The organism is Hydrogenoanaerobacterium saccharovorans, from assembly GCF_016901815.1.
Classification (GTDB): Bacteria; Bacillota; Clostridia; order Oscillospirales; family Ruminococcaceae; genus Avimicrobium; species Avimicrobium caecorum.
Genome location: NZ_JACSNR010000001.1, coordinates 91855 through 105661 on the forward strand (window position 1 = coordinate 91855; position 13807 = coordinate 105661).

14 protein-coding genes are annotated in these 13807 nt (G+C 60.2%); 4 read left to right on the forward strand and 10 right to left on the reverse strand.

What is annotated here, in order from left to right:
• Positions 1-4: 4 nt before the first annotated feature.
• A complete protein-coding gene (locus H9X81_RS00480) occupies positions 5-1837 on the reverse strand; it encodes a DEAD/DEAH box helicase (RefSeq protein WP_204719199.1) in 1833 nt (610 codons plus the stop codon).
• A gap of 211 nt (positions 1838-2048) precedes the next feature.
• Positions 2049-2315, reverse strand: a complete 267-nt coding sequence (locus H9X81_RS00485) for a YdeI/OmpD-associated family protein (RefSeq protein WP_177504231.1) — start codon at positions 2313-2315, stop codon at positions 2049-2051.
• 127 nt (positions 2316-2442) lie between these two features.
• Here H9X81_RS00485 and H9X81_RS00490 point away from each other — a divergent pair, with 127 nt between their 5' ends.
• The 4 genes from H9X81_RS00490 to H9X81_RS00505 all read left to right on the forward strand — a co-directional run bounded on the left by H9X81_RS00490 (position 2443) and on the right by H9X81_RS00505 (position 5575).
• Complete coding sequence (locus H9X81_RS00490) at positions 2443-3117, forward strand: Crp/Fnr family transcriptional regulator (protein ID WP_204719200.1); 675 nt, start codon at positions 2443-2445, stop codon at positions 3115-3117.
• Positions 3118-3197: 80 nt separating this feature from the next.
• On the forward strand, positions 3198-4220 hold the full coding sequence (locus tag H9X81_RS00495) for an ABC transporter substrate-binding protein (RefSeq protein ID WP_204719201.1): 1023 nt from the start codon (positions 3198-3200) through the stop codon (positions 4218-4220).
• A gap of 85 nt (positions 4221-4305) precedes the next feature.
• A complete protein-coding gene (locus H9X81_RS00500) occupies positions 4306-4980 on the forward strand; it encodes an ABC transporter permease (RefSeq protein ID WP_204719202.1) in 675 nt (224 codons plus the stop codon).
• Positions 4973-5575 (forward strand): ATP-binding cassette domain-containing protein, encoded by a 603-nt coding sequence (locus tag H9X81_RS00505; protein WP_204719203.1) that lies wholly within the window; start codon positions 4973-4975, stop codon positions 5573-5575. Before H9X81_RS00500 ends, H9X81_RS00505 begins: the two co-directional genes overlap by 8 nt.
• Before the next feature lie 59 nt (positions 5576-5634).
• On the opposite strand, the gene H9X81_RS00510 is transcribed toward H9X81_RS00505, so the two are convergent.
• The 8 genes from H9X81_RS00510 to H9X81_RS00545 all read right to left on the reverse strand — a co-directional run bounded on the left by H9X81_RS00510 (position 5635) and on the right by H9X81_RS00545 (position 13756).
• Positions 5635-5916, reverse strand: coding sequence for an ArsR/SmtB family transcription factor (locus H9X81_RS00510; protein WP_204719204.1), 282 nt, complete (start codon positions 5914-5916; stop codon positions 5635-5637).
• A 70-nt stretch (positions 5917-5986) separates the two neighbouring features.
• Positions 5987-6619, reverse strand: a complete 633-nt coding sequence (locus tag H9X81_RS00515) for a hypothetical protein (RefSeq protein ID WP_204719205.1) — start codon at positions 6617-6619, stop codon at positions 5987-5989.
• Between the two features lie 74 nt (positions 6620-6693).
• Positions 6694-7650: a 1-phosphofructokinase family hexose kinase gene (locus H9X81_RS00520; RefSeq protein ID WP_204719206.1), complete on the reverse strand. Its 957-nt coding sequence runs from the start codon at positions 7648-7650 to the stop codon at positions 6694-6696.
• A gap of 85 nt (positions 7651-7735) precedes the next feature.
• On the reverse strand, positions 7736-8890 hold the full coding sequence (gene ftsZ, locus H9X81_RS00525; protein ID WP_177504055.1) for a cell division protein FtsZ: 1155 nt from the start codon (positions 8888-8890) through the stop codon (positions 7736-7738).
• Positions 8891-9164: 274 nt separating this feature from the next.
• Entirely contained in the window at positions 9165-10118 is a 954-nt protein-coding gene (locus tag H9X81_RS00530; protein ID WP_204719207.1) for an FtsQ-type POTRA domain-containing protein, read from the reverse strand.
• The gene (murA, locus tag H9X81_RS00535) at positions 10111-11436 is read right to left on the reverse strand and encodes a UDP-N-acetylglucosamine 1-carboxyvinyltransferase (RefSeq protein WP_204719208.1); all 1326 of its coding nucleotides are present in this window, start codon (positions 11434-11436) and stop codon (positions 10111-10113) included. The genes H9X81_RS00530 and murA overlap by 8 nt, the downstream gene beginning before the upstream one ends.
• A gap of 94 nt (positions 11437-11530) precedes the next feature.
• On the reverse strand, positions 11531-12664 hold the full coding sequence (gene murG / locus H9X81_RS00540; RefSeq protein ID WP_204719209.1) for an undecaprenyldiphospho-muramoylpentapeptide beta-N-acetylglucosaminyltransferase: 1134 nt from the start codon (positions 12662-12664) through the stop codon (positions 11531-11533).
• Between the two features lie 3 nt (positions 12665-12667).
• Positions 12668-13756 carry an FtsW/RodA/SpoVE family cell cycle protein gene (locus tag H9X81_RS00545; RefSeq protein ID WP_243423872.1) on the reverse strand — a complete coding sequence of 363 codons (1089 nt, stop codon included), beginning with the start codon at positions 13754-13756 and terminating at the stop codon, positions 12668-12670.
• Positions 13757-13807 lie beyond the last annotated feature (51 nt).

Consider the following 13807-nt stretch of genomic DNA (forward strand, 5'->3'; position numbering starts at 1 on the left):
TTATTTACCGCTCTCTGCGGGAATCCTGGCCCTTGCGGAAGTCCTTCTTGCCGCGGCGGGAAGAAGGCTTGCCCTCCCGGTGGTCGCCATGGGAGCGGCCTTCCCGGTTCTCCCAGCCGGACTTCTTCTTGCCGTTCTTCTGGAAGGTGTCGGTGCGGCGTCCATTGCCGTCCACCCGTCCATAGGGCTTGCCGCCCCGCTTGTCCGGACGGCGCTCCTCCCGGCGGCCTCCGGCATTCTTGCCCGCAAGATCTGCCTTAGTGAGCAGACGTACCTCGGTCTTGTGTCCGTTGATGCGGCAGGTCGCCATGGTCTCGGCGGTCAGGCGGGCATCCTCCGCACCGAGCTGTACCACAGTATAGTCGTCATAGATGTCGATCTTGCCCACCTGCTTGCCCGGAATACCGGTGGCATCAGCAATGGCCCCCAGAATGAAGTTCGGGGCAATGCGCTGACGGCGTCCGATGCTCAGCACTACGCCGGTCTGCTTGCCGTCCCGGCTCTCGCCCCGGCGGGATACCACCTGCACCTCGGGCAAAGCCTTGCGCTGGCCTGCCAGCAGACGCTCCAGGGCAGCCTCCGCTACCTGCTCGGCAGTGAGGCCCATACCGGTCAGACGATGGAGCATGGCCTCTCCCTCGGGCAGAGGCTGGGCCAGGCTCTCCGCCAGGCTGGCGGCAAACTGGCTCAGACGGCTCTCATAGATCTCGCTGGCAGAGGGGATCTCCGCCTGGACGATCTTGGCACCGGTGGATGCCATGATGTCCCGGAGCTGATAGAACTGCCGGCGTCCGCTGATGAGGGTGTAGGCCTTGCCCTCCTTGCCGGCCCGGGCGGTCCGTCCGATGCGATGGACATAGAACTCTATATCCTGGGGAATATCAAAGTTAAAGACTGCGTCCACATTCTCCACATCGATGCCGCGGGCTGCCACATCGGTGGCGATGAGGATGCGGGTGCGGTGGGACTTGAAGCTCGCCATCACCTGGGTACGGGCCGACTGGCGCATATCGCCGTGAATGCCCACGGCCTGATAGCCGGCATTGGTGAGATACTCCGAGAGCTCATCCACCATCTTCTTGGTGTTGCAGAACACCACCGAGAGCTTGGGATCATACTTTGCCAGCAGCAGGTTGAGCACATCCATCTTCCGGCCCATGGGGCAGTCGAAGTAGAACTGCTCGATGTTCTCTGCGGTGCGGCTGCGCTCGCTGCCAATGGCGACCATCACCGGGTCCTTCTGATACTCCCGGGTGATGTCCAGAATGGGCTGGGGCATGGTGGCGGAGAACAGCACAGTCTGCCGCTCCTCCGGCGCCTGGGCCAGGATGGTTTCAATGTCCTCCCGGAAGCCCATGTTGAGCATCTCGTCAGCCTCGTCCAGGATCACCATCCGCAGGCTGCCCAGACGCAGGGTGCGCCGGCGCAGATGGTCCATAATCCGGCCCGGAGTACCGATGACAAAGTTGGCGCCCTTCTTGAGCTGGAAGATCTGCTTCTCCATGGAAGCGCCGCCATAGACAGCCACGACCTTGACGCCCTTCTTGTACCGGGCGAACTTCTCCACCTCAGCGGCGGCCTGCATGGCCAGCTCCCGGGTGGGACAGAGCGCCAGCACCTGGACGCCCTCGAGGTCGGGATCGATCATCTCAATGGCGGGCAGGCCAAAGGCTGCGGTCTTGCCGGTACCGGTATGGGAACGACCGATCACATCCTTCCCCTCCAGGATCAGCGGGATGCTCTGGGCCTGGATGGGGGTGGGCTCGGTGTAGCCGACTTCGGCTACGGCACGCTGGATGGCTTCGGACAGCGGAAAATCACGGAATGTAATGCTCATAATACCTCTTTCTGACTGTTCCGCACCGGGGGCCTCTGCCACAGAGCCTGCCCGCAGGCGGAAAACTTGGATCATTTCCGGGCTCTAAAAAAGTGAGGAGTCAATTTGTCGAACTCCTCACCTGATCGCACCCTTGTACTGAATGTCTATTGTACCATGGATTGTATAAACTGTCAAATATTCTTCCATTCATTCATACTGACTGCACAAATCACTGCCACTGAGCCGACCCATCCCGGGCTTTGAGGGCTTCGCAGACCTGTTCGATCCGCCACTGCTGTTCCTCGGGGCTGTGGGCAGCACGCACATAGCCTGCCATCCGGTTCTGAAGCTGGGGGCTGAGCTGCGCAAAGAACTCCCAGCTCCCGGGAGTGGCCTGAATCCGGCTGAGCAGCGGCATGGGCATGCCAAAGCCCTCCATCCGGTCATGGACCCGGCTCTCCGGGCCATATTTTCCATAAAACTGCTGATAGTCCATGTTGTAACCTCCTGTCTGTTTCAGTCTGCCCGATTCGGACGAATTTATGTCCATTCCGTTGACAGACCCCAGGAAAAGAGGTATAATGTGTATCATCTAAGACATAACGATAAAAAATTAACGATTTATGGAGGAGGAACAGCCCATGCACACCGATGACCGCAGGACCGTAAGCGGCTGCTTTCTGTTTGCGGATCATGGGCTCACCGAAGCAGCGGAGGCCATTCTGGACCGCTGCCCCATCCGGAGCTACCGGAAAGGAGAACTGATCTACTCCCGGGACTGCTTTGAACGGGCGGTGGGAGTGCTGCTCTCCGGGGAGGCGGAAGTGCTCAAGGGCCGGGGCGTGGTGCTCAACACCCTGTCCGCCGGGGACAGCTTCGGCGTTGCCGGGCTCTTCACCGAAAATGACCGCTATGTTTCAGATATACGGGCGGTGCGTCCCTGCCGGGTGCTGCTGCTCAGCGCTCCGGCTCTGGAACAGCTCTTTGCGGCAGACAATGCCGCTGCCCTTGGCTATATCCGTTTTTTGTCCGGGCGCATCTGCTTCCTCAACCAGAAGCTGGACGCCTTTACCTCCTCCTCCGCGGAGGGGCGCATTGTGGTCTGGCTGCTGGAAAATATGGTCGATTCCCGGGTGGTGATCCCCCGGGGCTATTCCGATCTCAGCCGTACCCTGGGCATTGGCAGGGCTTCGCTCTACCGGTGTCTGGACGGTCTGGAAGCCCAGGGCGCTCTGCGGCGCCAGGAGCGGGAGATCGAGATCCTGCGTCCGGAGCTATTGCAGAGCCGCATCGGCTGACCATCGTTTCAATCCCTGTATTTTACGGGTATATCCCGTGAAAGATATATTCAAAAAGTCTGCAAAGGAGTAATTTACCAATGAAGCGTCTGCTTGCACTTGCAATGTCCGCTGTGATGGCGCTGTCCCTGACAGCCTGCACCAGCGGTACCGACAACAGTTCTTCCGTACCGGAACAGTCCTCCTCGGTGGCTGAGGAGCGTGCTACCATCCGGGTGGGCGGTCTGAAGGGCCCAACCGCCATGGGTATGGTCAAGCTCATGGAAGATGACGCCGCCGGCACCACCGCCAATGACTATGAGTTCACTCTGGCTGGCTCGGCAGATGAGATCAATCCCCTGCTCATCAAGGGCGAACTGGATATCGCTGCTGTTCCCACCAATGTGGCTTCGGTTCTCTACAACAAGACCGAGGGTCAGGTGGAGATCCTGGCACTCAACACCCTGGGCGTACTGTATGTTGTAGAAAACGGTGACTCCATCCAGTCCATCGAAGACCTCCGGGGCAAGACCGTTTACTCCACCGGTCAGGGTGCTACTCCCGAATATGCCCTCAACTATATTCTCAGTGAGAACGGCATGACTGTCGGCACCGATGTCACTGTGGAATACAAGAGTGAACACAGCGAGCTGGCTGCCCTGCTGGCTGCCGGTCAGGCTGACATCGCTGTACTGCCTCAGCCCTTTGTTACCAGCGTACTGACCCAGAACCCCGATGTGCGCATCGCTCTGGATCTGACCGAGGAATGGGACAAGGTAACTGAGGACGGCAGCAAGCTCACCATGGGCGCGCTGGTTGTACGCAAGGACTTTGCTGAGTCCAATCCTGAGGCTGTGGAGGCCTTCCTCAAGGAGTACCAGGCTTCCACCGAGTATGTAACCGATGAGGCCAACCTGGACGATGCTGCTGCCCTGATTGAAAAGTACGGCATCATCGCTGCAAATGTGGCAAAGCAGGCTCTTCCCTACTGCAACATCGTCTGCATCACCGGTGAGGAGATGAAGACCGCAGCAGAAGGCTTCCTCTCCATTCTGGCTGAGGCCAATCCCAGCTCGGTAGGCGGCGCTCTGCCCGCTGAGGACTTCTACTACCTCGGTGCGTAACCGCAAGGGAATCTTCATATCGCTGGCTGTATGCGCCGTCTGGCTCTCTGTGTGGCAGGCGGCGCATATGCTGGTTTATGCCGGAATGGGGACCAGTCTGCTGCTGCCCTCCCCGGCTGAAACCTTCCTGCGCCTGCGGCAGCTGCTGGGCGACCCCTCATTCTATTCTATCATCGGTCACACCTTCCTGCGCATTTTCAGCGGCTTCCTGCTGGGTACAGCGGCAGGGTGCATCCTGGGCGGACTCACTGCCTTTTCCCCGCTGCTCTACCGGTTCTTTGCCCTGCCCATGAACGCCATCAAATCCACACCGGTGGCCTCCTTTGTGATCCTGGCGCTGGTGTGGATCAAAGGGGAGAACCTCTCCACCTTCATTGCCTTCCTGATGGTGCTGCCGGTGATCTGGCAGAGCGTCCACACCGGCCTGGGAAGCGCCGACCCGGAACTGCTGGAAATGGCACGGGTCTACCGGTTCTCCCGGGGAAAGAAACTGCGGTACCTCTACCTGCCCGCGGCCCTGCCCTATCTCATCTCCGCCATGCGGGTGGGACTGGGCTTCAGCTGGAAATCGGGCATCGCCGGGGAAGTGATCGCCATTCCCTCCCAGGCCATCGGTACCCAGCTCTACAACGCCAAGATCTATCTGGATATGCCCGGGCTGTTTGCCTGGACCATTGTGATTATCCTGCTGTCGGCAGCTATTGAACAGGTGGTCCTGTTCCTGCTGCCTGACCCCAAGGGAGGTGACCTGGATGCCTGAGATCCAAAATCTTTCCTTCTCCTATGATGGGACACCGGTCTTTTCCGGGCTCTGTCTCTCGCTGCCGGACGGCAGCCGTACCGCCCTGCTGGCGCCCTCGGGCTTCGGCAAAACCACCCTGCTCCGGCTGCTCTGCGGCAGTCTCACCCCCCAGGGCGGCAGCATCACCGGGCTTCCGGCGGAGGGGATCGCCATGGTATTCCAGGAGGACCGTCTGCTGCCCGCCTGCACGGTGCTGGAAAACCTGCGGCTGGTGGCTCCGGAGCGGCCGGACACAGAGCTCACTGCCCTGCTGGGAGAACTGGGACTGTCCGGCTGGGAAAATGCCCGCCCCGGAAAGCTCTCGGGCGGAATGCGCCGCCGGGCAGCCATTGCCCGGGCGCTGGTATTCCACAGCCCGCTGGTCATCATGGACGAGCCGTTCAAGGGACTGGACGAAGCCACCCTGGCAGCAACCCTCGCCTGTGTGGACCGCTGGCTGGGGGACCGCACCTTCCTGCTGGTGACCCACAGTCCTCAGGAGGCGGAACGCCTGGGCTGCCGGATCACCCGTCTGGACGAGCTCACCCGAACCGGCTCTGAAAAGCAGAACTAAAAAACCTCTCCTGCCCCGCAAAGGGACAGGAGAGGTTTTTGCTTTATAGAAGAGGAAATTCACGGTTCCAGACCGGCGTCCTCCAGGAAACAGCGCACCATAGCGCCCCGATGGGGATTGATGCTGTAAAAGATCCAGTTTCCCTCCCGCCGGGCCTGGACCAGACCGCAGTCGGTGAGAATGCGGATATGATAGGAAAGGGTGGGCTGTGTAATGGCAAAATCCTTCAGCAGGGCTGCCGCACACATCTCCTTCTGACAGAGCTTTATCACAATACGCAGACGGGTCTCATCGGACAAAGCCTTGAACACCGATACATAATCGGAACAACTGAACCTCATCTTGTCTTCTCACAACTCCTTGGGTTTGTAATCACGCATGGACTATTATAAGACCCGGTCCATGGCTTTGTCAATCATCGCAGCGGTTTCCTGCCGCCACTTCCAGCAGTGTTTCCCGGTGCTCCTGAAGATATTCCAGCAACAGGGCGATCTCACACTCGCTCAGGCCGAACAGCTGTGCCAGGCTCCACTGGGCCAGGGCATCTGCCATACCGCAGCCAGCCTGTTTGCGGCTGCAGCTCCGGTCGGTGAGCCACAGGCTCAGGGATGCGCCGGGACAGGGCTCCCCATCCGCTGTGCAGTCCAGAAAGACCTGGAGCGGATTCTCTGCCGGAAGCTGATCTGCCACCACCCGCACCGAAAGGGCCCGGGTTTCGCCTGGAGCCAGCCGTGCCAGATCCAGAACCGGCACCGGCAGCCGCCGGCAGCAGGGACAGTTCTTCCCTTCCGGGAGCAGCCGCAGTCCCTCAGGCAGACGGAACTCCAGATGGAGATCCTCCACCGGCTCACAGCCGCTGTTGTGGATTACGCCGCAGAGCAATACCGGCTCCCCGGCGCCTGCCAGGGTCTTGTCAGCGCTGCAGCAGAGCTCCAGCTGCCGGTGATTCTCCCGGGCTGTGAGCTCCTCGATCTGTGTATCCAGAAACGCCCGCAGCTCCTGAAGCTGCCGCAGGCGATCGGTTTGTTTTCTTGATTCGGTCATGACCTGCACCGTCCTCTCCGGTTTCGAAAGGCTTACCGGGGTTCGAATCCCCCGACGGTACAGTGTATGCCCGGTCAGTCCGGAAGGTTCCCGGCAGGGTCAATCCCCACCCGGGACAGCAGAGCTTCGACCTCCTCCCGGGACGGCGCATGGGTGCCATAGTGCAGACAGGCCGCGCTCCCTGCCGCCACAGCCCGGCGCAGAGCCTCCTCCCGGGGCAGGCCGGTGAGCAGTGCCGCTGTGAACCACGCCAGCATGGCATCGCCGGCGCCCACCGAGCTGCGCACCTCCACCTCCGGGGCACGGGCCAGAAGCAGCCCCTCCCGGTCCAGCAGGAAGGCGCCGTCCCGGTCCAGGCTCACCAGCACCCGCTCCGCTCCATGCCGGAGCAGCAGCCGGGCCGCTGCCACACAGTCCTCCAGGCGCTCCACCGGCAGACCGGTGATCTCTCCCAGCTCCAGGCGGTTGGGCTTCATCACCAGCGGACGGATGCGCTCCACCTGGGCCGGACGCACCGCCGCCGTATCCAGAGTGACTTCCGCCCCCAGCGAGTGGATCAGCTCACACAGCGCCGCCAGATCGTCCGCTGTGATGCCCTCGGGCAGCTTGCCGCCCACCAGCACTGTATCGCCGGGGCACAGCCGCTCCCGTAGCACCATTTCCAGCCGCCCCAGCGCCCGATGGTCTGCCCGGAACCCCTGCCGCATGACCCGGTACTGTCCCTGGGGTGTTTCCAGCGAGAGGTTCTCCCGGATACGCCCGGGCAGCGGGATGGGGATACAGCGCACTCCAGCGGCGTCCAGCAGCCGCAGGAACAGCCCTGCGTTCTCCTCCCCCATCAGACAGATGCAGGCACAGTCCAGCCCCAGAGCGGTCAGTGCAGCGGCTGTGTTGGCGCCCTTGCCGCCCGCTTCACTGTGCTCCCGCTGAGCCGGCAGTTCCCGCACCGGTTCCATTCCCTCCAGATACAGGGTGGTGTCGATGGCGGGAAACAGGGACAGGGTATAGATTTTTCCACTGGGCCGGGTCATGTCCGATCACCTCCACGGTTGAAAAAACGCCCCTGCCAGTGGCAATGCCTGGGCAGAGGCGTTTTTGAAGTTACTCAGTAAAAAGTCAGCGCTTGGTGTTGAAGATGTTGAGAATCTGGAAGAAGTCCTCATCGTCCTCGTCATCTTCTCCAGCAGCGGTTCCCTCGGCAGATGCAGTGCCGGCATTCTCAGCAGAGGCATTGTTTTCAGCAGCTGCGCCGGTCACCTTCTGGGAAGGCTCGCTCTTGAACTTGTAGTTGGGGATCTCAAAGTCCTCCGGGTCCTTTTCAAAGCCGGTGGCAATGACGGTGATGTGGATCTCGTCCTCCAGGTTCTCGTCGCAGGATACACCCCAGATGATGTTCGCATCGGGATGGGCTGCGTCATGGACGATCTGGGAAGCCAGATCCACTTCCTCCAGGCTCATATCCACCGAACCGGTGATGTTGATGATAACGCCCTTGGCGCCGTCAATGGAAGTTTCCAGTAAAGGCGAGGAAATCGCCATCTTGGCTGCCACTTCTGCCTTATCCTTGCCGGTGGCGGAGCCGGTGCCCATGTGAGCCAGGCCAGCGCCCTTCATAATGGAAACAACATCGGCAAAGTCCAGGTTGATGATGCCGGGGATATTGATCAGGTCAGAGATGCTCTGTACACCCTTCTTCAGCACCAGGTCAGCCTGGGAGAAGGCATTGAGCAGGGTGATCTTCTCTTCGGAGATGAGCTTCAGACGCTCGTTGGGGATCACCAGCAGGGCATCCACATTCTCACGGAGAGCCGCGATACCCAGTTCTGCCTGGCTCATACGCCGGGCGCCCTCGAACAGGAACGGCTTGGTGACGATACCCACGGTGAGAATGCCCATATCGTGCGCCACTTCCGCTACGACGGGAGCCGCACCGGTACCGGTACCGCCGCCCATACCGGCAGTGATGAATACCATATCGGTGCCCTTGAGTGCCGCGGCGATCTCGTCACGGTTCTCCTCGGCAGCACGCTGGCCCTTTTCGGGAATACCGCCCGCACCCTGACCACGGGTGAGCTTTACGCCGATATGGATCTTCTGGGAAGCCAGAGAGCGCTTGAGCGCCTGATTATCGGTATTGATGGCGATGAATTCCGCACTCTGCACGCCTTCGCTGACCATGCGGTTCACTGCGTTTCCGCCGCCGCCGCCGACACCCACGACCTTGATATTGGTTTCTTTCTCGAAGTCATTGTTGTCGATGTTGAAATTCATCTGCATAATGCTCGTAACCCCTTTTTATACTTCTCGAATATTTTAAGGCCAAGGCCTGAAACTGTCCTGCCCGAATTACCAGAATCCTCCACTGATTTCCAGGGGGCTTTCGATAATACACCAAACTTAGTTTATCAGAAAACAGCGCTTTTCGCAACTGTTTTTATCCCAAATATTGTAGATGTCCCATAAAAACCACAGGATTTTCCGTAACTTCGATTCACTCTTTCATCATAATCCGCAGGGACTGCGGAAGATGGCGAAATACCGCCGGTCAGCTGTTTTCTTCCGGCTGGGAAGCTCCCTCCTCCGAAGACGCTGTCTCTCCGCCGTCCGCCTCTGCTCCGGTCTGCTCGGATTCCTCTCCGTCCGCAGTTTCCTCGCCGTCCGCGGTCTCCTCGCCGTCCGCGGTCTCCTCGCCGTCGGTTTCCTCTCCCTCTTCCGGATCGGTCTCCACCAGCTCTCCATGGTAGCCCGGCTCGTGGATCTCTGCCGGAAGAATGCTGATCTTCTTGACCATGGTGGCATCCATGATCCCTTCAAAATCGGCCCGGACATTGTTATCCAGGGCGTATTTCGCAAAGTCCAGCTTGTCAGGCAGCTGGTTCTCACTGCCCAGCTCGATCTTCACCCGGTCCTCATAGACAATATACATATTCAGACGGTCGGACAGGTCGATCTTGGTGATGTTCTCAAATCCTGTGGCATTGATCGCCTCCACCAGATACCGCAGCATTCCCAGGGATTCATTGTTCTCCTCCGGGATATTCTTGCAGAGCTGCGCATCCTCGATGGTGACGCCGTTCACCACCAGAATCCCGGACGGCGGTGTCCCGCTGCCCAGCTCCAGCACACGCCCCTTGTCACTGACCACCACATAGCTGCCATCCTCCTGTAAGAAGGTACCCAGCGGCTGGGCTTCGGTGATTTTGAGGGTCAGTTTGGAGGGGAGATTCCGGCGCAGCTGCACCGACTCGATATAGGGATATGTATCGGTGAGCGCCTGGGATACTTTCCGGTCATCCACCCGGAACAGATTATCCTCCAGCTGGATTCCGGTGGTCTGGATGACCTCCTCCGGCGTATAGTGGGTCAGTCCTTCGGCTTCGATGGTTTCGATCTTGAAAAACACCGTCAGTGACAGGATCAGCCCCACTGCCACGGCAATCATGGTGAACATGATGTAATAGAGCAGATTTCTCCCCCGACGCCGGCGTTTTTTACGCACCGGCACCTTCTTCTGAGGTGGTCGGCTGTTCGGTTTGGGTTTCCTCTGCTTCTGTTTCATGGTCGCTCCTTGTGATATTCGCCCCCAGCTGACGGAGGCTTTCGTCCAGGTGTTCATACCCGCGTTCAATATGATGGATCTCGGCGATCACACTCTGTCCTTCGGCGGCCAATGCCGCCGCACACAGCGCCGCTCCGCCCCGGAGATCGGTACAGCGCACCGATGCCCCATGCAGCCGGGGCACTCCGGTGACGATTGCCACCTTGCCCTCGGTGCGGACACGGGCGCCCATCCGGACCATCTCGCTCACATGGCGATAACGGTTCTGGAAAATCGTTTCGGTAAAAACGGTGGTGCCGTCTGCTTTCAGGGCCGCCGCCATCAATGGGGCCTGGGCATCGGTGGGAAAACCGGGGTACGGCATGGTGCGCACCCAGCCCAGTGACCCCAGACGCTCCGGCACAGTGATGGCAACCGCGTCCCGCCAGGTACGCACCCGGCAGCCGGCCTGTTCCAGCGGCGGAAGCACCGCTGCCAGATGGGCGGGCACACAGCCCTCCACGGTGATGCTGCCCCCTGCCGCCGCAGCACAGCACAGATAGGTGGCTGCGGCAATGCGGTCAGGGATCACCCGGTGACGCACCGCATGAAGCGAATCCACCCCGTCCACGATCAGCGTTCCGGCAAAGTCCTGCCGGATTCTGGCGCCGGCTCCGTTCAGAAAGCGGATCAGATCATCGATCTCCGGCTCCTGGGCCGCGCCCCGCAAAATGGTGCGTCCCTCTGCCAGCACCGCCGCAATGAGGACATTCTGGGTCGCCCCCACCGACGGGAAACTGAGCACAATCTCAGCTCCGTGCAGCCGTCCCATGGGGACAGTGCAGTCCAGGGCGCCATGGTCCTCCCGGATCACCGCACCCATGCGCTCCAGCGCGGCCAGATGCAGATCAATGGGCCGGGGCCCCAGCTCACAGCCGCCGGGGAAGGATACCCTGGCCCGTCCGTACCGGGTCAGGATCGCCCCGAGAAAAATGATGGAAGAACGCATCTCCCGCATACAGCTTTCGGGAATTTCCCAGCCCTGGGCTGAGCGGGAATCCACCTGTACAGTACCGTCCGGCTGCTGCTCCACCCGACAGCCCAGCGACCGCAGGATATTCATTGCCGCCGCGGTATCGCTCAGCCGGGGACAGCCTTCGATCTCGCTCTCCGGCGGGAGCAGTGCTGCTGCCAGCACCGGAAGAGCCGCGTTTTTCGCGCCATGCACCCGGATATTCCCGTGCAGGGGCGTACTTCCCTCGATTATGTAAACTGCCATGAAATGGTCCCACCCTCCTGATTTGATGCGGTTTGGAAAGCGCTTTTAGTCTATCCTATGCAATCCATACAAAAGGGTGCAGGTTTTTTCATCTTCAGGCCTTTGCCGGCTCCTGTGCCAGCTCGAGAATCTCCCGGCTGATGCGCTCATTGGCGTCCAGTCGGGCCAGGGAGGCCGCCTTCTTCCCCAGCTCGGTCAGACGGGCCGGGTCGGAAAGCAGCTCCTCAATGGTCTGGCAGAGCCGTTCGCCGGTGAGATCCTTTTCTTCGATCACCACCGCCGCTCCGTGTTCCGCCAGCACCATGGCATTGTGGTACTGATGGTTCTCCGCCACATTGGGCGAGGGAATCAGGATGGATGCCCGTCCGGCTGCCTCCAGCTCGGTGAGGGTCATGGCGCCCGACCGGCAGATCACCAGATCCGCCGCCGCCAGACAGTCCGCCATATCCCGGATATATTCCCGGATATCCATGTGGGGATCACCGGTGATGTCCGCCCCCAGCTCCCGCAGGCACTCAGGGAACAGCTCGGTGCCATAGGCGCCGGTGGCATGGATGTGATGGGTGCGCCCGGTGGGTGCAAAGTGCGCCACCACCTCTGCCATGGCCCGGTTGATGCGCTCGGCTCCCAGGCTGCCGCCAAAGGAGAGAATGCACACCCGGTCCCCGACGCCCAGCTTTTCCCGGGCAGCGGCACGGTCGGCAAAGAGGATCTCCTCCCGCACCGGACTGCCGGTGACAATGGGTTCCCGGCGGCACTCCAGATGAGCCGCGGCCTCCGGCACTGCCAGGAGCACCTTGTCGGCGGTTTTGGCAATGAGCCGGGTGGTCATGCCGGGATAGGCATTGGATTCATGGGTGACCGTCTTAAATCCCATCCGGGCTGCCTGCCGCAGGACCGGCCCGCTGACATAGCCGCCGGTTCCCACCACCACATCGGGCTGGAACTGACGCAGAATGCGGCGGATCTTGCCCCAGCAGGTGCAGAGCAGCTCCATGGACGAGAGATTATAGCAGAAATTGTGCCAGGAGAGCCGGCGCTGGATTCCCTTGAGCTCCACCGGAGCAAAGTCATAGCCGGCTTCCGGGACCAGACGGGCCTCCATTCCCTTGGGGCTGCCGATAAACAGCACCTGAGTATCAGGATAACGGCTTCGGATATAGTTGGCGGTTGCCAGTGCCGGGTTGATATGTCCGGCTGTACCGCCGCAGGCAAAGAGAATTTTCATGGATCATTCGTCCTCCGGCTTGGTTTGACGGGACACGGAAAGGATTACGCCCACCTGTCCCAGCAGCATCATCAGCGAGGTTCCTCCATAGGAGAAGAACGGCAGACCGATGCCGGTATTCGGGAAACTGTTGGTTGCCACAGCGATGTTGAGCAGCACCTGCAGTGCCAGCTGGGCAGTCAGACCCAGGGCAATGAAGCTGCCGAACCGGTCCCGGGCCCGGACCCCGATGACAAAGCCCCGCCAGATCAGCAAGGCAAAGAGCAGCAGGATCAGGGTGGCGCCGATAAAGCCCAGCTCCTCACAGACAATGGCAAAGATAAAGTCGTTCTGAGGCTCCGGCAGGAACAGATACTTCTGCCGGGAATTGCCGATGCCGGTGCCCATCAGGCCGCCGGAACCGATGGAATAGAGCGACTGCAGTGTCTGCCAGCCATCGCCCCGGGCATCTGCCTCGGGGTTCCACCACACCTGGAGCCGTCCCATCAGACGGTCCCATTTACCCATGACAAAGATCGCCAGCAATCCCAGCGGCACACCGCCTACCACAGTGGCTCCCAGCAGACGCAGGTTGAGTCCGCCGAGGATCAGCATGATGAGCGCCATGCCCACCACAATTACCATGGCGGACAGATGCGGCTCGGCGATGAGCAGCAGGATGATCACGCCCAGTACACAGCCATAGGGAATGAGTCCCTCGATCCGCCGGACAGAACCGGGATTGATGGACATCCAGTGGGCATAGAGGATTACAAGGGAGAACTTGGCGATCTCCGAGGGCTGGAAGTTGATGAGGTCACCGATGAAGATCCACCGGTGGGCATTGTTGAGTGCCGGCATGAAGAATACGATCACCAGCATCACCAGGGAGGCCGCCATCAGCGGATAGGCAAGCCGATGGAAGATATGGTAATCGATCCGGGAGATCACATACATGGCAATCACACCCGGCACAGCAAAGAGCAGCTGACGGCTGATATAATGGAAGCTGTTGCCCAGCAGATAATAGGCATTGGCATAACTGGCAGAAAACAGCATAATAAGCCCGATCACCAAAAGCAGTATGGTGATCAGGAAAAAGACCATATCCATCTGTCCCGGCACAGGCCGGAACAGCTTCCGTCTTGGGGAATCGGACATTTT